The following is a 23,742-nucleotide window of genomic DNA, read 5'->3' as shown; positions in this document are numbered from 1 at the left end:
TTTTAATTAAGCTCCACATTTAGTGCTAATGATTTAATTTCTTTAACTAGAACGTTAAATGACTCAGGTATACCTGACTCAAAATTTTCCTCGCCTTTAACAATTGTTTCATAAACCTTAACTCTTCCAGCAACATCGTCTGATTTAACAGTTAAAATTTCTTGAAGTGTATATGATGCACCATAAGCTTCTAATGCCCAAACTTCCATTTCACCAAATCTTTGACCACCTAATTGAGCCTTACCACCCAAAGGTTGTTGTGTAACTAAACTGTAAGGTCCTGTTGATCTAGCATGAATTTTGTCTTCAACTAAATGATGGAGTTTAAGCATATAAATTATGCCAACTGTTACAGGTCTATCAAATTTTTCACCTGTTCTTCCATCCCATAAATATGTTTGTCCTGAACCTGGTAATTTAGCAAGCTCCAGCATTTCTGTAACATTTTTTTCTTTTGCACCATCAAATACTGGTGTTGAAATAGCTATTCCGTCTTGTAAAGTTTCAACTAAATCTTTGAATTCAGGTTTGCTTAATTTTTCAACTTTATCATCAAAAGTTTCTTCCCCATAAACAGATTTTAAAAATTTTGAGATTTTTTCAGTTTTTTCAATTTTCTTGTTATTCTCATTAACTAATCTTTTAACCTCTTCACCAAATTCTTTACAAGCCCATCCCAAGTGAGTTTCTAAAATTTGACCAACGTTCATACGACTTGGTACGCCAAGCGGATTCAAAACAATATCAACAGGTCTTCCATCTTCTCTATAAGGCATGTCTTCAACCGGAACAATTTTACTTACAACACCTTTGTTGCCGTGTCTTCCAGACATCTTATCTCCAGGTCTTAGTCTTCTCTTAATTGCAACAAAAACTTTAACCATCTTCATAACGCTTGGAAGTAAATCGTCACCACTTCTAATTTTTAAAACTTTATCTTCAAATCTCTCTGTAATATCTTGTTTTGCTTTATTATATTGATCTTTAAGTTGAGCTAAAGTTGCTTCATCATTTACATTTCCGACTGTAATTTTAAAAACATCATTGATAGGTAAATTATCTATTGATTCAAAATCTAATTTAGTACCTTCAGACAAATCTTTTACTTTTTTAGTTAAAGAAGATCCTGATAAAAATTGTGATGCTCTTTGTTTAATGCTTCTCTCTAAAATCTCTTCTTCAACAATTTTGTCTTGTTGAACTTCTTCAATTTCTGCTCTTTCAATCGTAATTGATCTTTCATCTTTTTCAATACCGTGTCTATTGAATACTCTTACATCAACAACAGTTCCGCTACTTCCTCTAGACATTCTTAAAGATGTATCTGTTACATCTATAGCTTTTTCACCAAATATTGATCTTAATAATTTTTCTTCAGGTCCTGAAGCTGAGTCACCCTTAGGGGTTACTTTTCCAACTAAAATATCACCTGCATTAACTTCAGCACCAATATAAACAACCCCAGATTCATCAAGGTTTTTTAATGCTTCTTCATTAACATTTGGAATATCTCTAGTTATATCTTCTTCACCTAATTTTGTATCTCTTGCCATAATTTCATATTCAACAATATGAACAGAAGTAAACACGTCATCAGTTACACATCTTTCAGATATCAAAATAGAATCTTCAAAATTATAACCTTGCCATGGCATAAAGGCTACAGTTACGTTTTTACCTAAAGCTAATTCACCTAATTTAGTAGACGGACCATCAGCTATAATATCTCCAGATTTAACCTTGTCACCAACTCTAACTAAAGGTTTTTGGTTAATGCATGTGTTTTGATTTGATCTTTTAAATTTTTGTAAATTGTAAATATCAACACCCGATTTTGTAAAATCAGTTTCTTCAGTAGCTTTAATTACAATTCTTTTACCATCAATTTTATCCACTGTTCCATCTCGTTTAGCAACAATAGTAACACCTGAGTCTAAAGCAACATCACTTTCAATACCCGTTCCAACCAAAGGTGATTCAGGTTTTAATAATGGAACTGCTTGTCTCATCATGTTAGATCCCATTAAAGCTCTGTTAGCGTCATCATTTTCTAAAAAAGGTATTAACGAAGCAGCAACCGAAACAAGTTGTTTAGGTGAAACGTCAATGTAATCAATAGTTTCAGGTTTAGCTAAAAGAAAATTTAAATTTTGTCTACAAGAAACCAATTCTTCAATTATTTTTCCGTTTTTATCTAATTTAGTATTTGCCTGTGCAATAGTAAATTTTGTTTCTTCCATTGCAGATAAATACTCAACATTACTTTGAACAACACCATCTTTTACTTTTTTATATGGACTTTCAATAAAACCATATTTGTTAATTTTTGCATAAGTTGATAAGCTGTTTATTAATCCAATGTTTGGACCTTCTGGTGTTTCAATCGGACAAATTCTTCCGTAATGAGTTGGGTGAACATCACGAACTTCAAAACCAGCTCTTTCTCTTGTTAACCCACCAGGTCCTAAAGCTGAAACCCTTCTTTTATGTGTAATCTCTGATAATGGATTAGTTTGATCCATAAATTGTGAAAGTTGAGAACTTGCAAAAAAATCTTTTAAAGAAACTGTCAAAGGTTTGGCGTTAATTAAATCCTGAGGCATTGCTGACTCAACATCTAAAGTAGTCATTTTTTCTTTTATCGCTCTTTCCATTCTGTAGACACCGATACGTGCTTGATTTTCGACTAACTCACCAACAGAACGTACTCTTCTATTGCCAAGATGGTCAATATCATCGACTTCATCTTTTCCATCTCTTAAATCTAACATCTTATGAACGATTGCTACGATATCGTCATTTCTCAAAATTGTAATTTTGTCTGAACAATCCTGTTCTAACCTAGAGTTCATTTTTACTCTTCCAACGTCAGAAAGGTCGTATCTGTCAGAACTAAAAAATAAATTGTTGAAAATTTGAGTAGCTATTTCAATTGTTGGTGGCTCACCAGGTCTAAGCATTTTATAGATTTCGGTAATAGCCTCATCTTTAGTATTATTCTTATCATTTAAAATAGTTGTTAATAAATAAGGTCCTTTATTAATTGAGTTTGTTACGGATATTTGTAACGAATGAATGTTTGCATCTAATATTTGTTGAATTACAGCGTCATTTAATTCTGTTCCTATTGAAAAAGTGCCCTCTTCTTCATCATTAACTTTAACATTTCTATGTAGAAACTTTCCATACATAGACTCTCTTGTTACCAAAATATCTTTTAGGCCATCGTTAGCTAATTTTTTTGCATTAAGGAAATTAATTTTATCACCTAACTTAATTACTACTTCACCAGTTTTGGCATCTGTAACTTCTTCTGAGAAATTTTTTGCTTTATAATTTTCTGGATTAAATTTTGTTTTCCATTTTTCGGTCTTAGGATCAAAGTTAAATTGTTCGCTTTCATAAAATTCATCAACGATCTCAGCTTTAGTAAAGCCTAATGCTAGTAACAAAGTTGAGGCAAAAATTTTTTTCTTTCTATCAATTTTAAAATATAAAAAATCTTTAACGTCATATTCAAAATCTAACCAAGAACCTCTGTTTGGAATAACTCTTGCATTAAATAATAGTTTTCCACTTGCGTGAGTTTTACCTTTGTCATGGTCAAAAAATACACCAGGACTTCTGTGCATTTGGTTAACTACAACCCTTTGAACACCATTGGTAATAAAAGTACCACTGTTAGTCATCATGGGCACTTCACCCATATAAACTTCTTGTTCTTTTGCAGACAATATATCTTTAGTATTATTATCTTGATCAATTTCATAAACAACTAATCTTAAAGTACACTTAAGAGCAGATGAGTAAGTTAAACCTCTAGTAATGCATTCTTCTACATCAAACTTAGGTTTGTCTAATCTGTACGAGACATATTCTAGTGTTGCTTTGTCATTTAAATCTTCAATTGGAAATATACTTTTAAAAACTCTGTCAAAACCTTTTGCAAGTTCTGTTTCAGCATAAAATTCAGTTAATTCTTTGTAAGAATTTTTCTGTACTTCAATTAGGTTAGGAATAGATAAACTTTCTTTTAGTTTACCAAAACTTTTTCTTATGTTTTTCTTTTCAGTAAAAGATAATTGCATTTATGTTTAATAATACTGATTAAAAACAATCAGTATTCGAATTCTTTCTTATTAATTTATTTAAGTTCTACTTTTGCGCCTGCGGCTTCAAGTTTAGCTTTGATCTCTTCAGCTTCTTTTTTATTTACACCAGACTTAACTTCTTTTGGTGCTCCCTCTACAAGATCTTTAGCTTCTTTTAAACCTAATGAAGTTGCTGCTCTAACTTCTTTAATAACATTAATTTTCTTTTCACCAGCTGATACAAGCATGATCGTAAAATCATCTTTATCTTCTGCTGGAGCTGCACCTGCTGCTGCTGGAGCCGCTGCTGCCATAGGAGTTACACCCCACTTTTCTTCTAATTGTTTTGAAAGTTCAGCTGCCTCAGCAACAGTCAAACTTGAAAGGTCTTCGATGATTTTATTTAGGTCAGGCATAATTTACTCTTTGGGTTGTGTTTCAGAATTTTCTGCGGACAAACTACTCATTTTTTCTGAGTATGCAAGTAAAATACTCACTAATTTTGATGCTGGAGCATTTAAAATACCTATAATATTCGCTCTTGCTTCGTCTAATGTTGGTAAACTAGCTACATTTTGGACACCGGCCTGGTCTAAGACCTCATTATCCATTATTCCACCAATTAATTTTAAGTTTTCGTTATCTTTCGCAAATTTTGATAGAATTCTTGCAGACATTATCGCATCTTCACCAAAAGCAACTGCTGTAGGCCCTGTAAATAAATCTGATAGATCTTTACATTTAGTTTTTTCTAAAGCTAGTTTGGTTATTCTATTCTTAGTTATTTTAAAGATTATTCCATGTTCTCTCATTTGAGCTCTTAGCTCATCTAATTGAGTCATTGTTAAACCTTGATAATGTGTAACCATTACAGCTTTACTATTTTCAAACTGTGTAGTCATTTCTGTAATATAATTTTTTTTCTGTTCTTTCGTTAACATGACTATATCGACTTCCCTAATTTAACTTTGTATGAAACACCCATTGATGACGTAACAAATGTGTTTTTAATTAAGTCACCTTTCAAAGTGTTGTTTGATTTTTCTTTTTCTAATGCATCTAAAATTGCATGAAAGTTTTTTAATAATTGGTCATCATGAAATGATTTTTTTCCAATACTCACACCTATATTTCCATCTTTATCATTTCTAATTTCAACTTGACCAGATTTAGCATTGGTTACTGCTTCTTTAATATTTTCTGATACCGAACCAAGTTTTGGATTTGGCATTAATCCTTTAGGACCTAAAACTTTACCTAATTTAGAAAGTTTAACCATCATACCAGGTGTACATATTAATTTTTCAAAATTTAATTCACCACCTTTAATTTTTTCGACAAACTCATCACTGCCAACAATGTCAGCTCCAGCATCTTTAGCTTCTTGAGCTTTATTATCTTCGCAAACAACAGCAACTTTAACATTTTTTCCTGTACCACCAGGTAGGTTAACAACAGTTCTGATATTAACTTCACTTTTCTTTTGTTTGTTATTTATTTGAAAACTTAAATCTAAAGACTCATCAAATTTAGTTGTACAATTTTTCTTAACTTCAGGTAATAATTTTTCAATCACCTCAGCGTTTAAATCTTTAGTTTTTTCAGGGAGTTTTTTATATCTTTTGGATGACATTACTCTTTAACCTCTATACCCATTGATCTTGCTGAACCTGCTATGATTTTTACTGCCTCTTCTAAATCATGAGCATTTAAATCTTGCATTTTTTGAGTAGCAATATCTTCTAATTGTTTTTTTGATATTGATGCAACAATATTTCTTCCAGGTTCTTTTGATCCACTTTTACGTTTAACTGCTTCTTTAATAAAGAAAGATGCTGGTGGAGATTTAATTTTAAAATCAAATTTTTTATCTTTGTAAACTGTAATTTCTACTGGAACAGGTTTTCCAGCCATCGATTTAGTTTTGTCATTAAAAGCTTTACAAAATTCCATGATGTTAACACCACGTTGTCCTAAGGCTGGTCCTACAGGAGGAGCTGGGTTAGCTTGACCACCTTTAATTTGTAACTTTATAAATCCACTAATTTCTTTTGCCATTAACTTACTTTCTCAACTTGGTTATATTCTAAATCTACTGGTGTTGGACGTCCAAATATAGAAACTGAGACCTTAAGTCTAGACTTTTCTTCATCTATATCTTCCACCATTCCGCTGAACGATGCAAAAGGACCATCAACTACCTGAACTTTTTCACCAATGCTGTACTCTATACCAGATTTTGGCTGAGCCACACCATCTTTTATTTGCCCTAAAATCTTTTCAATTTCTTTGTCAGAAACTGGCACTGGAATTCCTTTAGATCCTAAAAAACCGCTTACTCTCTTTAAATTCTTGATCATATGATAAATATCATTGTCCATCTCGCATTTTACAAGCACATAACCAGGAAAATATTTCTTCTTTCTTTGGATTCTTTTTCCTCTTTTAACCTCTGTTACATCATGTGTTGGAACAATAATTTCCTCAAATTTGTCAGAAATTTTTGCTTTTTCAGCTTCTTCTCTGATTAAACCAGAAACTTTATTCTCAAAGTTAGAGTGTGATTGAACTATAAACCAATTTTTCATTAAATACTCACCTTAAGTAATAATTCTAAGAAAAACTTTAAAACTTGATCCAAAAGCAGAAAAAATAATGACATCACAACTGCCATCGCAAACACCATTAAAGCACCTTGTAAAGTCTCTTTCCATGTAGGCCATGAAACTTTAAATGCCTCTTGTTTTACTTCCTGAATAAATTTAATTGGGTTTTTCATAATTTTTAGCTCTAATTGGCAGGAGCGGAGGGACTCGAACCCTCAGCCTCCGGTTTTGGAGACCGGCGCTCTACCAATTGAGCTACACTCCTATTTATAGAGTTACTCTATAATTTTAGTTACTACTCCTGCTCCAACAGTTCTTCCACCTTCTCTAATAGCAAAGTTTAATTGTTCTGACATTGCTATTGGTGTAATCAACTTAACAGTAAATTTAGCATCATCACCTGGCATAACCATTTCAGTACCTGCTGGTAATTCTACTTCTCCTGTTACGTCTGTTGTTCTAAAATAAAACTGCGGTCTGTATTTAGTAAAGAAAGGAGTATGTCTTCCACCTTCATCTTTTTTAAGTACATATGCTTGAGCTTCAAATTTAGTGTGTGGAGTAATTGAACCAGGCTTACAAAGAACTTGACCTCTTTCGATGTCTGTTCTTTCAATGCCTCTCAATAGAATTCCTACGTTATCACCAGCTTCACCTGAGTCTAAAAGTTTTCTAAACATTTCAACACCAGTACAAACTGATTTTTTAGTTTCTTTAATACCTACGATTTCAACTTCTTCACCAGTTTTAATTACACCTGACTCAATTCTACCAGTTGCAACTGTTCCTCTTCCTGAAATCGAAAATACATCCTCAACAGGCATCAAGAAAGGTTTGTCAACATCTCTAGCTGGTTGTGGAATATGTTCATCAACAGCTTTCATTAATTCTAAAATTGAATTTTTTCCAATTTCTTCATCTCTTTTTTCTACTGCTGCTAAAGCTGAACCTTTAACGATTGGAGTTGTTTCTCCAGGATATTTGTATGAAGTTAAAAGTTCTCTAATTTCTTCTTCTACAAGTTCGATCATATCTTTGTCATCAACTTGGTCTACTTTATTTAAGTAAACAACAATTGCAGGAATTCCAACTTGTCTTCCTAAAAGAATATGTTCTCTAGTTTGTGGCATAGGACCATCGGCAGCGTTAACTACTAAGATAGCTCCATCCATTTGTGCAGCACCAGTGATCATGTTTTTTACATAGTCAGCGTGGCCTGGACAGTCAACGTGAGCGTAATGTCTTTTTTCAGTTTCATACTCAACGTGAGCTGTTGAAATTGTAATTCCTCTTTCTTTTTCTTCAGGAGCTTTATCGATTTGATCGTAAGCTACTGCTGCTGCTCCACCTGCTTCTGCTAATGTAATTGTGATAGCTGCAGTAAGAGTTGTTTTACCATGGTCGACATGACCAATAGTCCCAATGTTACAGTGGGGTTTACTTCTAACAAACTTTTCTTTTGACATTACTTTTTTACCTCAGTTTTTGTTTTCATTAATAATTTTTTTTCTTGGAGCGGGTAAAGGGAATCGAACCCTTACATCCAGCTTGGAAGGCTAGCGTTCTACCATTGAACTACACCCGCACGACCCCAAGAGTAACACTCCACGTTACTTAAAAATTTATTGAGTGGTGGAGGGGGAAAGATTCGAACTTTCGAAGACCGAAGTCAACGGGTTTACAGCCCGCCCCATTTGACCGCTCTGGAACCCCTCCTCTGGGGAAGTGTCCCCTGTTCAATAAAGCTTCAAACAACAAGCGTTTTATATATTTTATTTATTCAAATGCAACACGTGATTTAATAAGAAAATATCCAAAAAAACGTGTAAAACTCATAAAAATTTATGAATAAATCATCTTTTTTTATAGCTGGCCAACATGCTGTTATCGAAGCTCTTAGAAATCCTGAAAGAAAGGTTTTAAGAGTGTTTTTAACTGAAGATGCTAAGAAAAATATACACAGAAAAAATCCAAAAAAAAATGTTTTAGAAGACGTTAAAGTTTATTTTAAATCTAAAAAAGAATTAGACAAATATACATCTAAGGAACAATTAATGCATGGTGGCTATGTTGCGGAAATTGAACATTTAGATCAACCTGATTTAAAAGAATATATTAAAGAAAAAAAAGATTGTACTTTTGTTTGTTTGGATGAAGTAACTGACCCGAGAAATATTGGTTCATTAATTAGAAGTGCTGCATCATTTAAAATAGATGGTTTAATAATTAAAGAAAGACAATTTCCAAAAGATAGTAAGCTTATGTACAAGTCTGCAAGTGGCTGTATGGAGCATTTAAATATTTTTCAAGTATCTAACATCAACTCAACTCTTAAAAATTTAAGAGAAAGAAACTTTTGGGTCTATGGTTTTGAAGCAAGAGGTGAAAAAGATTTTACAGAAGTAAAATGGGAAGGAAAAAATGTTCTTCTTTTTGGCTCTGAAGGTTTTGGTATGCGAGAGCACACAGGTAAATATGCAGATTTTTTTGTTAAAATTGATATGAATAAAGAGATTGAAAGTCTCAATATATCAAATAGTGCAGCAATAGTATTTCATCACTTAAGTTTTTTAAAAAAAAAGAGTTGATTAATTAATAAATAGTTAATAGTTATGGCTTATGCCCTTGTAGCTCAGCTGGTAGAGCAATTGATTTGTAATCAATAGGTCCGCGGTTCGACTCCGTGCGGGGGCACCATCAAAATATATTTTAGCTAGTTATAAATCTTTGTAAGTGATCTATAAGTTCTCTCTGTTCTATGATCATAATTTTTAGAACATCGCCAATTGAAATAATTCCAACAACTTTTTTATTCTCTAATATTGGTAGATGTCTTATCCTATGTTCGGTCATTAATTCCATACACTGATCAATTTTGAAATCACTAGTAACGGTAATTAATTCTTTAGTCATTACCTCGTCTAACAATGTATCTTTGCTATTCTTACCTTTTAAAATAACCTTTCTTGCATAATCTCTTTCTGAAAAAATACCTATTGGAAAATCATTATTATCTACAACAATGATTGCACCTATATTCTTTTCTGACATTAAAATAAGTGCCTGCATTACACTTTGGTCTTTTGAAATAGTCCAAATTTTTCTATTTTTATTTAGTTTTAAAAAATTTTCTAATCTTGTCATTATCTTTTATTATTAATAAAACCCTATCACTGTGTTCAAAGTGTGTATAGATTTGAAATAGTTTTCAATTAACGTTGGTACTATTTATCTTTTTAAATTTAGACTTTTGATTAATAATCAATAGACTCACAGTTCTTATTCGTGCAGTAACACCACTTATCTAATTTTAACAGGATAAATTTTATCAATTTTAAATGATGGCTTGCTATCAAAAATAAATTCATGATCAAATTTACTTGTCAGAGGCATAAACCTCATTGTCATTGCCCGTCTAGAATTTGGAGAATTATTTTCTTTTGAACCATGAACCATATAAACATCATGTAATGATATTTGTCCTCTTTTAAGTAATAAGTTAACTGACTTAGAAATATCATACTCATTTTTGTTAAGCTCTTGATGCAATGTTAAATTTTCTTTGTTATTTCTAGAATGATCTTTAAGTTTTTTATCTTTATGTGATCCTTTGATAAATCTCAGACATCCATTTTCTTCAGTTGCATCATCAATCGCTAACCACACAGTGCATGTCGCAAGAGGATTTATTGGCCAATATTGTCCATCTTGATGCCAAGGAGTTTCAAAGCCATTATGAGCAGGTTTTGCAAAAAAACTTGAGTTCCATAAAGCAAAGTTGTTGCCTAATAATTGTTTAACAAAGTTTAATATTTTATCATTCAAGCAATATTTTAAAAAACTTTCATCTTTTAAAAGAACAGCTGGACAATAATTTTTATATTCTGGATATTTATTAATTAATTGATCGTGCTTTTCTACAATCTCTAAAAGATCATTTTCAGACATTTTATAATCAGGAATTACAAAACCTTCTTCTTGATATTGTTTGATTTGCTCTTTTGTTAACACTTTAAATTAAGTAGTTTCTCCTCTTAATTGTTCAATTTTTATTTTTTTTTGTAAACTTCTATTTTTGTCATAGAGAAGGTTAAATTTAATCTTATTGTTTGTCTTTACTATAATTGATTTAGCATTTCTAACTTCAAGATTATCTGCAACAGCACTGATGGGTCTTTTAGATGGATTTAAGTTTGTAATTACAATCTTTAATTTATCATTAACTATTTTACCCTTCCATCTTCTTGGTCTAAATGGGCTTATTGGGGCAATTGATAATTTTTTTGAATTTAGACTAAGTATAGGTCCATGCACTGATAAATTATAGGCTGTACTACCCGCAGGTGTTGAAACAAGAACACCATCCGAGACTAGTTTTTTTATAATTTGTTTGGATCCATGTTTAATCGATAATGAGGCAGCTTGTCTACTTTGTCTTAAAATTGACACTTCATTTATAGCTAGAGATTTTTTTATTTGATTATTCTTATTTTTAACGATCATTTCTAACGGCGAAATAGAAATCATATTTGCTTTTTTTAAATTTTTAATAATATTTTCTGAAGAAAATTTGTTCATCAAGAAACCATAATTTCCTGAGTTAATTCCATAAAATTGTTTGTTTGAATCTTTATTCTTCTTTAAAGTTTCAAGCATAAAACCGTCACCACCAATAACAATTACAAGATTGTTTTGTTTAAATTGCTGACTATCTATTTTTTTTACTAATAACTTTTTAATGTTTAAGGATTTTTTATTCTTATCAGAAATTATCTGAAGCTTACTCATTTAGTGGTGCCCTCGGCCAGACTCGAACTGGCACTCCGCAAGCGGCAAGGATTTTAAGTCCTTTGTGTCTACCAATTTCACCACGAGGGCATTAATGAATTTCATGAGTGTTTATGCTAATATTTATAATTGAACAAGTCTAATAAGTAAAATTTTTTATTTTATCTCTCTGTGTGCAAGTCTTGTGCAAGTTCTCCTATATTATCCTATAACTAAGCTTCGAATATTTAGAATGCTTTTGAATAGTAAATATATAAATTTGTTTGTGTCATATTTTCATAGGCTAATTCTTGATACTGAATAATAGAAGAAAATCTATTATTTGAAGATAAATCATAATCAAAACCTAGGGAAACTACTGGACGAGTTTTTTTTAAGTTTGCATCAAGATTTACTGTTGGAAGACCTGACATACCCGTGGGTGCTAACTTAGAAATTGTATGATAAACATCATGTTCTATTCCTAAAGTAGCATGAAGGTTAAGTGCTGGTGTTAAATTTGCATCAATTCTTGTACCTAATAAAACGGTAAGCGCTTTATCATTAATTTTATTATAAGTAAGTGGGTTAACAGGTCCTACTTCTGTATAACTATCTTGTGTTTTGACTGCGTATCTTGATGCAAAATAGGGAGTATAATTAATTTTGTTTTTTTTTGAAATTACATAACGTGTTTCAATTGTATTACTAATTGCTTTTGTTAGTGTTTTTCCTGTTCCCTCTTCTGAATTTTCTCCTGCTTCACGGGTGATTGTAGCATTTTTTTCTTGATACGCGTTTGCATATTTTACTTGAAATCCTAAGCCAGAGCTTTTTTGATTCCAAACAATTAAACTTCCAAGAAGTGGAGTATTATCTGAAAGTTTTAAATTTTTTGTTGTGTCGTGTTTAGTATTGGTGTGATAGAAACCTCCTATCCTCAGTTGATCAGAAAATCTCTTTCCACCTACTAGTACTAATCCATCTGTTGTTGAACTTGGATTTGTAACTTTAGAACGTCTGTCTCCTAATGACAGACATGTATCATTATTATTGCCAAAAAAATCACAATCATAAGTATTCATATGAGCAAAGTTTGCATCTGTTACTGATTTAAGACTATTCATAGTCTCAAGAGTAGGTGTTTTAGGTAACGTAGAAGGTGGTGGAACTGAACTTTCTATAGCAGTAATAATTAAATCCCAATCATCATCATTATTAGTATCATCTAATTTCCAATAATATTTATTTGTTCCTTCAAATTTATTACCTGTTGTGCAGTCTGTATCACTAGTGCATGATACTAAATCACTTTCTGTTAAGCCGCTAATTACGTCGCTATAAGTCGTATTTACTGATGAACCAGTTAGTGTTGAAGTGCTATGTACACCGAAAGTTGTCGTTCCTGATTTATTGCTAAAAACTATTTTACCATAATCAGAAGTGCTATTAACAATTACATTGTAATTTGTAGGAAGCTTATACCCATAAGTCAGCGCATCATTGCCTCCTTGAGAGTTAATCAATGTTGTAATAGTTCCAGATTGACCTGAGTCATTAGCATTATTAATATCCAAATCAGCACCTGTTATCGTTCCAGTATTGTTAATTGTTCCAATAGTTGCTCCTAATATATTTTTAATACCATCTGCATTAGTAGAATCTGTAATATTGCCTGAGTTATTTATTGTGGTGATTGCCCCTTCATTTTTAATTGCAGCACCACTGTCATCTCCTGTAATATCACCTGAGTTAGTAATTGTTCCGATAGCTCCGGTTGCGTTCACGTAAATTACACCATTACCATCAATAGCAGAAATAGTTCCAGAATTATTTATTGTATTAATTACACCACCAGTTGAAGAAATAATTGCCTGACCGCTACCACCGCTAGTTTTGGTGGTAGAAATAGTTCCTGTATTTTCTATGGTACCTATTGTAGCGTTAAAATTTCTAATTGCTTTTCCATCAGCTCCCCATGCCTTAATTGTACCGGCATTTTTGATTGTTGTAATTATACCGCGACCTGAATTCATAATGGTTTCGTTTTCAGCTTGTATCGTTGCGCCACTTTTATTTTCTATTAAAGTAATTGTGGGCACTGATTCATCATTTGATGCGTTTCTAATTGCTTGTTCTTTACTAGATTTAATCATCCCTGCATTTGTGATTGTTCCAATGGTATTGTTATTTTGAATAGTATATTTTCGTACTGACCATATATCGCCGGTAGCAGTATTTTCAATTTTGTTAATTGTTCCATTTTTCGTATTTGCAATTGCAACTTTACTGTTTGAATAAATTTGTCCACTATTAACTATATCTCCAATGGTGGATCCATTAAAAATTGGATAACCAGCTCCATTGGAAGTGGATTGCTTAGTCTCTATTCTTCCATTATTAGTAATTGTTGTAATGCTGCCTGAGCCCGCTGCATGTTGAATTCCGTATCTATCAAGGCCATCTGCAGTGTCGTAACCTATACCTGCATCGCTATTAATAGTAATAGTAGTATTAGTGCCGTTTGTAGTGACTATTCCCTTTTCATCATCACTTGAACGTCCTTTAATTGTAGCACCATCAATAGTAATGTTAGAACCATCACCCGTTACTACTATTTGTCTACAATCTGAAGTGTAAGTTACAGTAGTGCCATTAACATCGGCACAATCAGCAGCATAAGTTTTTTTAGAAAAAAAAATTATTAATAATGTAATAAGAAAAATTAAACTTACACAAATGTAAGTTTTATAAAAATTTGATATTAGTTTAATCAAGACCATTAAAATAATACTCTCTTTTTTAATACTTATTTTTGTGGCCTTTTTTTTATAGGGGTGACCAACCTACAATTTTATAGAACCAAAGGTCAGTCTAAAAAAATTATTAGAACGCTATAAAAAAATAAAATCAATTTCAAGCAAAAATGTCGCAGTATGTGCAAGTTATGTGCAAGTCTGCACAAATTAAATAAGCTTTATTTTCCAATCTTAATTGAAAGCTAAATTAAAGTTATGTGATTTTATAGGATGTCTTAGACTACCTTGGACTACTATGGATTGACTTAAACTTCTATCCCTTGGCTTTTAAGTCCTTTGTGTCTACCAATTTCACCACGAGGGCATTAATGAATTTCATGAGTGTTTATGCTAATATTTATAATTGAACAAGCCTTATAAGTAAAATTTTTTTATTTTACCTTTCTGTGCACATATTGTGTGCAGGTAATCCAATAAAACCCTAGATGATTTAATTAAGAATTTGTTTTTTGGCTTTGTCAAACTCTTCTTTAGTTATTACACCTGCATCGAGTAATTCTTTTAAATCTTTTAATTTTTTTATATCAGTTGCCCCACTTTCGGCAGAAACTTTTTGCATAGGAAAGATAATATTTTGTTGAGGATAATTACAGCCAGCTCCTGTTTGTCTATCAACAGCAATACCTATAATTCCACCAAAAACAATATTTCCCCATGCCATGCCTTTAGACTTGTCTTGGACTGACCCAGCAGCTGGGTTAGCTGGTACATAACCATCTTTTTTGCAAGTAATAGTTAACTGATCACAAGCATTCCTTACCATAACAGAACCTGGTGTTGAATTTACATAATAGCTTCCTTTTGAATTTGAAAGTGTACACATTGCTCCTGTAACATCCCCAGTGGTAACTGACATTGACTGATTCTTTGACTCGGTTATTGATGCACATCCAGTTAAAAAGGAAATTACTATTAGTAAAAAAAAATTTTTTAACATAAACCTAATTCAATAATTTTTTTTTAGCTTTGTCAAACTCTTCTTGAGATATTGCGCCTGCATCCATAAGTTCTTTGAGTTGTTTAATTTGTTCAACAATATTCCCTTTTGGTACTTCTTTTGTTGTTTCACCACTTTCAACATTAATTGATGCTTGTATAATTAAAGTTGATGCATCTAATGTCAAACTACCTCTAACTTTATTAAGCTGATTAAATCTATCGACTAAAGAAGCGGAAACACTTATATACTTTTTTAAAAATTCTTCATGTTTAGGATAATTCATTACTTTTTGTAGATGAAATTCATTAGTATCCCATTCTAAACTTTTGGGTTTTGGAACTCCATCTAATTCTGGATTATAATAATAAGAAGACTCATACAACTTTGATCCTTTTGCATAGTCATGTTTGCTATAAATAAAAATAGCAGGATTTTTCATATTATTAGATAATTCATAGTCTCTAACTTTTTTCCAAAATCCTTTATTTGCTCCAATATCAGATCTTGAATGGTTAACCATCCAACAAGCAAACTTCTTATTTCCTTTTTTTACTTTTATGAAATAAACGTTAGTTCGATCACACATTTCACCAGGGTTCCACCATTCCCATTGTGTATTACCTGTTGCCATAACATGTATTGCCCATCTGACATAACCTGTCTTTTGATCAATTTGGTACAACATTACATCTCTGAATTCTCTAGATTTATGGTTAACAGCAACTGTAAATTTGCCTGGTGGTAAAGGAAATTTAATATTCTTTCCAAAGTTGACTTCATTTTCAACTACATCACCTACGTTATGTGAAAATTTAACAGCAAAAGCTTGAGTGGAAAATAATAAAATAAAGACAATTAAATATAATTTATTTTTCATATAAATAACTTAATGTTTTTATTATAAATGTATAGGTTTGGTGCAGGTTTTAAACAATAAATTAAGTTTTACTTTCTAATCTTAATCTTAAGCTAAATTAAAGTTATGTGATTTTATAGGATGTTTTAGACTGCCTTGGACTACTATGGACTGACATTGACTTCTATCCCTCGCCTTTTAAGTCCTTTGTGTCTACCAATTTCACCACGAGGGCATTAATGAATTTCATGAGTGTTTATGCTAATATTTATAATTGAACAAGACTAATAAGTAAAATTTTTTTATTTTATCCCTCTGTGCTAAAGTCATGCTCTAGTTATCCCACAATATCCTATGCATAATTTAAGTAAAAAAAATTAATATGAATTACATCTTACTACTGAGTTACCATTTCCTGTATTGATAACATTACATCTGGTAGTAGTATTTTTTGGAACATAGGTTGTTTGTGGTTGAGAGAGAGCATTACTCAAGTCCATTAAAGCATTAGATCTTTGCTGATTGTTATAAGCTGCAGCTGCTGCGTTTCCAAAAGTTTTTGGTCCGCCTAAAGCTGTCCATCCAATTGCCACCAAAGTATCTTCGACAAAAACATAAGGAGTTAACTCATCGTCAGTTAGAACACCGTCTTCTGTGTGACCTGTTCTTTGATAATGAATATAAAATCTTTTTCCACCTTCTAAATATTGTTCTGCTGGTCTTAACCAATTAGATGGAACTGTACTTTGTATATTGTTTAAAATTGGTAGTGCTTTATTTATACTGTCGCCAAGTCTAACTTCATGCTTTCTGTTGTCATACTCAATCATAGCTGTATCAGCGTAACATCCAGCTAAAAACAAAAACAAAATTAAACTACGTGCTAATTTCATACTTTAGCTTACATCAATATATGTTTTGGTTAAATCTAAAAATTATCACTATATGCTCTAGTCTTGCTCTAGTTTGCACAAATTAATTAAGTCTTATTTTCTTATCTTATTAGAAAGTTAAATTAAAGTTATGAGATTTTATAGGATGTTTTAGACCACCTTGGACTACTATGACTGACTTTAACTTCTATCCCTCGGCTTTTAAGTCCTTTGTTTCTACCAATTTCACCTCGTGAGCATTAATGAATTTTATGATTATTTATGCTAATATCTATGGTGGAGGTATATTTAAATTAATTTGAATATATTTAATAAAAAATTATCTATTTGTTTATTACCATTAATGTTGACAGCCTGCGGTGGTGGCAGTGGTACAAATATAGTTAATAATTTCTTTCAGAACGATCTTTCAAATTTATCAGGATCTAATTCTATTGTAAGCTCTTATTCAAATTTATTATCAACTTTTCAAGCAACTATTTCAGGTGGTGAATATAGTACCTTGCAGGCAGTTATAACAGGACCTGATGCAGAAGATATTTCAACAGCAAACACATTACTAGAACAATTACAACAAGCAGAGTCTCTTTGGGCACAATCAGAAACACTAATTGCAAACCAAAGCAACATAGATAAATACAAAATTTACAATTCAAGCTCTTACAAAGAAGCATATGCAGCCATGATATATTTGAGAGACCATGTAAAGCCCATCATAATAAGAGTATCAAGGGGTAAAACAATCACTATTGAACAGTTGAACAAGGTTGCAAAAGAAGACAAAGCACAAGAAATTATTAACACAGAAAAAACTGGTTCAGCACTAGAATATGCACAAGCAAAACAAGTAGTAAGCACAGAAGTAAAACAGTCAACAGAAGAAACTTACAATCAAACAGAAGATGGTACTCCAGTTAAGGACTTTTCAAATTCTACTTGGGAAATTATTGAAGGACAAGGTGGTAAAGAAAAAAGAACTGTTAAGGTTACTACACCACAAACAAAAGTTGTTAAAACAAAAACTTGTACTTGGACTGAAACAACAAAATTAAGTGCTGATGGTACTGCTGTCACTCAAACTACTCCAAGTTGTAGCGTAGAAGAAGTAAAAACAGAATTATCACTCAAAATAGAAGATGTAGTACAATACCAAGAAGGATCAAATCCAGTTGTGACCACTGAAATACTTGCAGATGTTGTGAGCGATGCAACAACAGAATGGAACTCATCTTATGGTACTGGTGGTACACTTACTGTTACAACAAAAGTAAGCACAACAGCAAATACACCAGAGGTGGTAGCAGGATCAGAATTAACTGCAACAGTAAATTTCCAAAAAACTAAAACAGAAACAACAGGAACAAAGAATCAAATATGGGTTATTATAGACAATTGGATAAGAACAACTGTGACAAAACCTGCGGTCTCTACCACATCAGATAATGTTGTGTACAATGATACTAAAACAAAACAAAAAAGAACTTGGACTATAACAACAAAGAGAAAAAAAGTTACATACAAAGACGGCACATCAGAAATTATAGAAACACAACAAGCAAAAGTTTACACAGATTGGGAAACAATCCAAACAGAAATTGTAGAAAGAACTGTTAAAGAAAACGAAGTTTCAAGCAACATATTCTTAACACCAAACATCACAGAAAATTTTGTTGCACAAGCAAGTAAAACATTAAAGAACAATGCGTATACAGATGATGACGAGGACATTGGTACACAAACAACAGATCTAAGCACTAATGCTGACGACTTCAAAACAACAGAATTCAACAAAGATACAAGTAAGTCAATGATAAATGCCGACAAGGCCTATGCAAGAGGTTGGACAGGTAAGGGTGCAGTATTAGGTGTAATTGATTCTTTTCAAGAAACAGATCACGAAGCATTAGACGGCAAATACAAATGGTACAACAACTATGTTAGATATGAAGATGGCACAAAAGATTCTAATGGAAATGAATTAGGTACAGTTGCAAATGGTGGTAAGTACATATCACATGGTACACACGTGGCAGGTATTATTGCGGGTAAGAGAGATGGCAATGAATTCCACGGTGTGGCCTTTGATGCAGAACTAGTTGGTGCAAACATTGACTATTATGGATCAGGTTCAGCACACATGAGTTATGCCTCAAATGCTTTGCAGGATATTGTAAAATTAAAAAGTTCAAATGCACAAGGTGGTGAAGGTATGAATATTGTTGCTGTTAACATGAGTTTCAATAAGGCTAATCCAACCTACCATTATGGTACTGTTACACAATTGAGTGATGGAACATATTCGGCACAAAAAATCACAGACAAAATGCAATACAGTGGAGGTGGTGCCCAGTATTGGAAAGTTGCAACAGACAACGACATAATATTGGTCAACTCGGCAGGTAACGGTTTATATGTAAACGGTACGATGAATTATGATTATGCACTGGATCCAGGTATTTGGGCATCAGAAACAGATACAAATGGCAACCTAGTACTTGGTGGCAAAATGATCATCGTAGGTAACTGGGGTGGCACAAAGGCTAATGGACAGGTCCTAGGTAGTAAAGCAGGTCATGTATGTTTGAATATAGTAAATGATGTTTGTAATGACACATACATGACTTCAGACTTCTACATACTAGCACCAGGTAATTCAGTTTACTCAAGTGCATCTGGCGATGGATACTTAAAAATGGGTGGATCAAGTATGGCAGCTCCCCAGGTTACAGGAGCAATGGGTATATTACACCAGATGTGGCCTCATATGAAAGGTGAGAACTTAGTTAAACTTGTATTGAATACAGCCGACACAAACATCAATGGATACAATGTTAACATACATGGACAAGGTATGTTAGATTTAGATGAGGCAACACAACCACAAGGCGCAATAGGTATTCCAACTACAGGCAGAGTAGATGGTGCACTGAATTCACTAAATAATACCTACTTCGCAACAGGAAATACAAGTGCGTTCTCGGCGTTATCAGGATTAAAAATCATGGTGATAGACGACTATGACAGAGATTATTACATGAACTTGGGTAGTGGATTCGCAGTTAAAGATAATAGAAAATATTCTGACGTTGACATGCTGGTGGCTAACAACAACATTTTCCTACCCACACAACAGATGTATGGGTCATTCACACAAGGTGGGCAATACAACTTATTAAACAATTATAACTTTGGATTATACACAGGTGACAATGGTGCTGGTGATTACTCAGCGAATATTGGCAAAAACTTTATTTTGCATAAAAACTTCAAACTAAAAACAAGCATAGGACAGATGAGTGAGCAAGAAACATGGTTAGGCAATTCATCAGATGGTGCATTAGGTGTGGGCGATAACAACAACACAAACTTTGGAAACCTAGGTGTTGAGTATACACTTGGTAATAATATATTAAGTTTAAACTACACAAAAGGCTACTCAGATATAAACACAACAGATGGTAGTATGATTAAAAACTTTTCAGACATAGTATCTGAATCTTACAGGATCGCTTATGAAATGCACAAAGATAAGCACACAACTCTCGGTTGGTCGTTCTCACTTCCAAGTCATATAATATCAGGAACGATGGATTTGGAAGTAGCCGAGAGTGTTAATTTAGATGGTACAATTAATTACACTGACATCAGCAGTAATCTTAAGCAGACTACCAAAGAAAAGAACTTAGGTTTTTTTTACAGTAAGACACCAGATCATGATTTAGATGCAACATTTAACTTTACAGCAGAATACAGACAGGATGTTGCTGGACAGAATGGAAAAGACGGTGTTAATCTAGCAATGAACTATGTTAAAAAGTTCAATGGCGCTTGTGGCTTCTTTATTTGGAAAAACCCAAAATGTTACAATGCAGATGGTTCTAAAAAAGACATGGAAGCCATATATGTTAACAATGATTTAGACAACACAACAAAACATGGATTTGTGTATGATCTAAAGACTGACAAATTTATACCCATAGAAAATAATGATGATTAAAAAAATTATTATATTACTAATATTTAATCTTTTATTAATTGGATAGTGCTGAAAAACATAGAATTAAACACGTGTGTAAAATCAATAATATCTGGTATTTTTAAATTGCATTAGACTATTCTATACAAATTAATTAAGACCCTATTAATCCTTTTTGAAGAAATTTATTATCTAATTCACAATCTTTATATCCTCGTTTTACAACATTAAGATATCTTTCAGTTGGGAATTTAAATGCTGATTTCTTAACCATTGTATAAGTCATCACTTTTTTTCCATAATAATAAAAATAATATTTCTTATACAAAGTTGGATAATCTTCATAAATATCTAATTTTTTTTCATCACTTTTTGATATCTCATACAATCCACCAGGTACTATTGAATTTTTTTTAGGCTCAATATCTGCTGCTCTATATTTGCTTCTAAAGGTTAATTTAAAATCTTTAAGATTTATCTTTTTTAAATAGACACTGTCTTTACATCTTCGTTTCATTTGAAAATGATGAAGATTACTTCCGTAAGCAAAATAAAGCATTTAACGATCTACTACTTCAATATTTTTATCTTTAACAAATTTTAAAATTTGTGATTTGGTATTATCGATCTTAGATTGATCCTCTGATCTAATCACTATTGAAACTCCTAACTTTCCAGCTTGAAAAAAAGGGTAACTTCCAATTTCAACATCTTGATTAACATTTTGTACTTTAGTTAAAGAGTCGGCAATTTCACTTTCAACCGTTCTTAAGCTTATAGTTAAACTTAAAATAGGAGCACCCCCTACAATTGTGTTAGTTAATCCACCAATCATAGATTTTAAAATTGATGGAACGCCTGGTAAACAGAACACATTTTCAACACTAAAACCTGGGGCACCACTTGTGGGATTTAAAATTAAATTTGCATTTTCTGGCATCCAAACCATCTTTTGTCGACCTTCATTAAATTCACCTGGTTTATAATAGGCCTCTAAAATTTTATATGCCTCTTTATGTATTTCATATTTTAGTCCAAATGCTTTTGAAACAGATTCTGCGGTAATATCGTCGTGAGTTGGACCAATACCGCCTGTTGTAAAAACATAATCGTAAGTTGTCTTTAATAAATTAAGTGTATCGATTATTGTCTTTTCAATGTCTGGAATGACCCTAACCTCTCCCACTTTAACCCCAATTGAATTTAACCAAGTTGCTAAAGTTGAAGTGTTCGTATCTTGAGTTCGGCCAGATAAAATTTCATTACCTATAATTAATATTGCGGCATTAACTTTTGTGTTTTTGGTCATTTTAAATGTATAATTTAGAAATGGAATTTACCAAGTCTTTAATTAAAGGCAAATTAATCAAACGTTACAAGCGTTTTTTTACTGATGTACAATTAACAAAAGAGGTAGTTACTGCACATTGTCCTAATACAGGATCAATGAAAGGTCTGTTAGATGAAGGGAATGATGTCTATGTGCTTCCTAATAATGATCCTAAAAGAAAACTTAAATACGGACTTGAAATTATTAAAACAAGAAAAAACCTAGTTGGTGTTAATACCCACATGGCTAATAGAATAGCTCAACACGCTTTAGAAAATAATCTTATTAAAGAACTTAAAAACTGTGATCTTATTAAACCAGAGGTATTTTTCAATAAAGAGACTAGATTTGATTTTTTAATTGAGAAAAATAAACAAAAGATCTTTGTAGAGGTTAAAAATGTTACCCTATTTAGAAATAAAGACACAGCTGAGTTTCCAGATGCTGTGACAGCACGTGGCACCAAACACCTGCTCACTCTTATTGATGCCATAAAAAAAGGTTATAAAAGCTACTTATTATTTTTAGTTCAGATCCAAAACATGGAAAAGTTTAAGATAGCTAAAGATGTAGATGCTGAATATTATAAGAATTATCTAATTGCTAAAAAGGCAGGAGTTAACTTTTTAGCCTATAGATGTGATATAAGTTCTAAAAAAATTTTTATAGATAAAAAACTGAAGATTATTGATGAGTGATTATAAAGAAAAATTTGAAAAAATGAGAGTTGCTGGAAAGTTGGCAGCTCAAACTTTAGATATGCTGACTGATAATATTAAAGAAGGTGTATCAACAGATCATATTGATAAATTAGGTTATGAGTTTATTAGAGATAACGGTGGATACTCTGCGCCACTTTATTATAGGGGTTTTACAAAATCTTTGTGTACATCTTTAAATCACGTGGTCTGTCACGGTATTCCATCAGATAGAATTTTAAGAGATGGCGATGCAATCAATGTGGATGTCACAGCTGTTGTTGATGAACATTATGGAGATACAAGTAGAATGTTTTCAATCGGTAATACCTCTGTTAAATTAAATAATCTTATAGATACAACTCACGAGTCTATGATGAGAGCGATTAAGATATTAAAACCTGGAATTAGATTGGGAGATATAGGGTATGAAATTCAATCATTCGTTGAAGATAAAGGTTTTTCAGTTGTAAGAGATTTTTGTGGTCATGGCATAAGCACTACCTTTCATGAACCACCCAACATCTTGCATTATGGGAGTAAAAATTCAGGTATGGATTTAAGACCTGGAATGACTTTTACAATTGAACCTATGATTAATACCGGCAAATATGATGTTAAAATGTTAAATGATGGTTGGACTGCTGTTACAAAAGATAAATCTTTATCAGCACAATTTGAGCATACATTGGGAATTACTGAAAATGGTTATGAAATCTTTACAGAATCTGCTAAAGGTTATTCAAAGCCTCCATACTTATAATTA

General features: G+C 32.2%; 21 protein-coding genes and 5 tRNA genes. 5 read left to right on the top strand and 21 right to left on the bottom strand.

What is annotated here, in order from left to right; all coding sequences use genetic code 11:
- Positions 1-2 precede the first annotated feature (2 nt).
- The 11 genes from rpoB to ACIJYH_RS02575 all read right to left on the bottom strand — a co-directional run bounded on the left by rpoB (position 3) and on the right by ACIJYH_RS02575 (position 8,413).
- The gene (gene rpoB, locus ACIJYH_RS02625; RefSeq protein WP_435163787.1) at positions 3-4,088 is read right to left on the bottom strand and encodes a DNA-directed RNA polymerase subunit beta; all 4,086 of its coding nucleotides are present in this window, start codon (positions 4,086-4,088) and stop codon (positions 3-5) included.
- A 56-nt stretch (positions 4,089-4,144) separates the two neighbouring features.
- A complete protein-coding gene (gene rplL / locus ACIJYH_RS02620; protein ID WP_435088952.1) occupies positions 4,145-4,507 on the bottom strand; it encodes a 50S ribosomal protein L7/L12 in 363 nt (120 codons plus the stop codon).
- A 3-nt stretch (positions 4,508-4,510) separates the two neighbouring features.
- Complete coding sequence (gene rplJ, locus ACIJYH_RS02615; RefSeq protein ID WP_435163784.1) at positions 4,511-5,032, bottom strand: 50S ribosomal protein L10; 522 nt, start codon at positions 5,030-5,032, stop codon at positions 4,511-4,513.
- Between the two features lie 2 nt (positions 5,033-5,034).
- The gene (gene rplA / locus ACIJYH_RS02610; RefSeq protein WP_435163782.1) at positions 5,035-5,724 is read right to left on the bottom strand and encodes a 50S ribosomal protein L1; all 690 of its coding nucleotides are present in this window, start codon (positions 5,722-5,724) and stop codon (positions 5,035-5,037) included.
- Positions 5,724-6,149 carry a 50S ribosomal protein L11 gene (rplK, locus tag ACIJYH_RS02605; RefSeq protein WP_435088949.1) on the bottom strand — a complete coding sequence of 142 codons (426 nt, stop codon included), beginning with the start codon at positions 6,147-6,149 and terminating at the stop codon, positions 5,724-5,726. The genes rplA and rplK overlap by 1 nt, the downstream gene beginning before the upstream one ends.
- The gene (gene nusG, locus ACIJYH_RS02600; protein ID WP_435098263.1) at positions 6,149-6,679 is read right to left on the bottom strand and encodes a transcription termination/antitermination protein NusG; all 531 of its coding nucleotides are present in this window, start codon (positions 6,677-6,679) and stop codon (positions 6,149-6,151) included. The genes rplK and nusG overlap by 1 nt, the downstream gene beginning before the upstream one ends.
- Complete coding sequence (secE, locus tag ACIJYH_RS02595) at positions 6,679-6,870, bottom strand: preprotein translocase subunit SecE (RefSeq protein ID WP_435098260.1); 192 nt, start codon at positions 6,868-6,870, stop codon at positions 6,679-6,681. The genes nusG and secE overlap by 1 nt, the downstream gene beginning before the upstream one ends.
- A 16-nt stretch (positions 6,871-6,886) precedes the next feature.
- Positions 6,887-6,962: transfer RNA gene (locus ACIJYH_RS02590), tRNA-Trp, on the bottom strand.
- 10 nt (positions 6,963-6,972) lie between these two features.
- Positions 6,973-8,163, bottom strand: a complete 1,191-nt coding sequence (gene tuf, locus ACIJYH_RS02585; protein ID WP_435163779.1) for an elongation factor Tu — start codon at positions 8,161-8,163, stop codon at positions 6,973-6,975.
- A 45-nt stretch (positions 8,164-8,208) separates the two neighbouring features.
- A tRNA-Gly gene (locus ACIJYH_RS02580) sits at positions 8,209-8,282 on the bottom strand.
- Between the two features lie 45 nt (positions 8,283-8,327).
- Positions 8,328-8,413: transfer RNA gene (locus ACIJYH_RS02575), tRNA-Tyr, on the bottom strand.
- Between the two features lie 128 nt (positions 8,414-8,541).
- Between ACIJYH_RS02575 and rlmB the strand changes: the two genes are divergently transcribed.
- On the top strand, positions 8,542-9,285 hold the full coding sequence (gene rlmB, locus ACIJYH_RS02570; RefSeq protein ID WP_435163776.1) for a 23S rRNA (guanosine(2251)-2'-O)-methyltransferase RlmB: 744 nt from the start codon (positions 8,542-8,544) through the stop codon (positions 9,283-9,285).
- Positions 9,286-9,318: 33 nt separating this feature from the next.
- A tRNA-Thr gene (locus ACIJYH_RS02565) sits at positions 9,319-9,394 on the top strand.
- Between the two features lie 12 nt (positions 9,395-9,406).
- Here ACIJYH_RS02565 and ACIJYH_RS02560 read toward each other — a convergent pair.
- From ACIJYH_RS02560 to ACIJYH_RS02525, 8 genes are all read right to left on the bottom strand, one after another.
- Complete coding sequence (locus ACIJYH_RS02560) at positions 9,407-9,841, bottom strand: CBS domain-containing protein (RefSeq protein ID WP_435163773.1); 435 nt, start codon at positions 9,839-9,841, stop codon at positions 9,407-9,409.
- A 156-nt stretch (positions 9,842-9,997) separates the two neighbouring features.
- Complete coding sequence (locus tag ACIJYH_RS02555; RefSeq protein ID WP_435163770.1) at positions 9,998-10,708, bottom strand: phytanoyl-CoA dioxygenase family protein; 711 nt, start codon at positions 10,706-10,708, stop codon at positions 9,998-10,000.
- Between the two features lie 6 nt (positions 10,709-10,714).
- Complete coding sequence (locus ACIJYH_RS02550) at positions 10,715-11,485, bottom strand: NAD kinase (protein ID WP_435163767.1); 771 nt, start codon at positions 11,483-11,485, stop codon at positions 10,715-10,717.
- Positions 11,486-11,489: 4 nt separating this feature from the next.
- Positions 11,490-11,575 (bottom strand) — tRNA-Leu (locus ACIJYH_RS02545).
- Positions 11,576-11,712: 137 nt separating this feature from the next.
- Positions 11,713-14,247, bottom strand: coding sequence for an autotransporter domain-containing protein (locus ACIJYH_RS02540; protein ID WP_435163765.1), 2,535 nt, complete (start codon positions 14,245-14,247; stop codon positions 11,713-11,715).
- A 466-nt stretch (positions 14,248-14,713) separates the two neighbouring features.
- On the bottom strand, positions 14,714-15,220 hold the full coding sequence (locus ACIJYH_RS02535; RefSeq protein WP_435163762.1) for an SHOCT domain-containing protein: 507 nt from the start codon (positions 15,218-15,220) through the stop codon (positions 14,714-14,716).
- 4 nt (positions 15,221-15,224) lie between these two features.
- On the bottom strand, positions 15,225-16,100 hold the full coding sequence (locus ACIJYH_RS02530) for an SHOCT domain-containing protein (protein WP_435163760.1): 876 nt from the start codon (positions 16,098-16,100) through the stop codon (positions 15,225-15,227).
- A 356-nt stretch (positions 16,101-16,456) separates the two neighbouring features.
- Positions 16,457-16,972: a hypothetical protein gene (locus tag ACIJYH_RS02525; protein ID WP_435163757.1), complete on the bottom strand. Its 516-nt coding sequence runs from the start codon at positions 16,970-16,972 to the stop codon at positions 16,457-16,459.
- 343 nt (positions 16,973-17,315) lie between these two features.
- On the opposite strand from ACIJYH_RS02525, the gene ACIJYH_RS02520 reads away from it, so the two are divergent.
- Entirely contained in the window at positions 17,316-20,969 is a 3,654-nt protein-coding gene (locus ACIJYH_RS02520) for a S8 family peptidase (RefSeq protein WP_435163754.1), read from the top strand.
- Positions 20,970-21,102: 133 nt separating this feature from the next.
- On the opposite strand, the gene ACIJYH_RS02515 is transcribed toward ACIJYH_RS02520, so the two are convergent.
- Both ACIJYH_RS02515 and ACIJYH_RS02510 read right to left on the bottom strand, forming a co-directional pair.
- The gene (locus ACIJYH_RS02515) at positions 21,103-21,507 is read right to left on the bottom strand and encodes a gamma-glutamylcyclotransferase family protein (protein WP_435163751.1); all 405 of its coding nucleotides are present in this window, start codon (positions 21,505-21,507) and stop codon (positions 21,103-21,105) included.
- Positions 21,508-22,257 carry a competence/damage-inducible protein A gene (locus tag ACIJYH_RS02510; RefSeq protein WP_435163748.1) on the bottom strand — a complete coding sequence of 250 codons (750 nt, stop codon included), beginning with the start codon at positions 22,255-22,257 and terminating at the stop codon, positions 21,508-21,510.
- A 20-nt stretch (positions 22,258-22,277) separates the two neighbouring features.
- On the opposite strand from ACIJYH_RS02510, the gene sfsA reads away from it, so the two are divergent.
- Both sfsA and map read left to right on the top strand, forming a co-directional pair.
- Positions 22,278-22,976, top strand: a complete 699-nt coding sequence (sfsA, locus tag ACIJYH_RS02505; protein WP_435164238.1) for a DNA/RNA nuclease SfsA — start codon at positions 22,278-22,280, stop codon at positions 22,974-22,976.
- On the top strand, positions 22,969-23,739 hold the full coding sequence (map, locus tag ACIJYH_RS02500; RefSeq protein WP_435163746.1) for a type I methionyl aminopeptidase: 771 nt from the start codon (positions 22,969-22,971) through the stop codon (positions 23,737-23,739). Before sfsA ends, map begins: the two co-directional genes overlap by 8 nt.
- Positions 23,740-23,742: the final 3 nt, after the last annotated feature.

This window comes from Candidatus Pelagibacter bacterium nBUS_25, from assembly GCF_051200975.1.
In the GTDB taxonomy this organism is placed as follows: domain Bacteria; phylum Pseudomonadota; class Alphaproteobacteria; order Pelagibacterales; family Pelagibacteraceae; genus Pelagibacter.
This window is presented reverse-complemented; position numbering and strand designations above follow the sequence as displayed.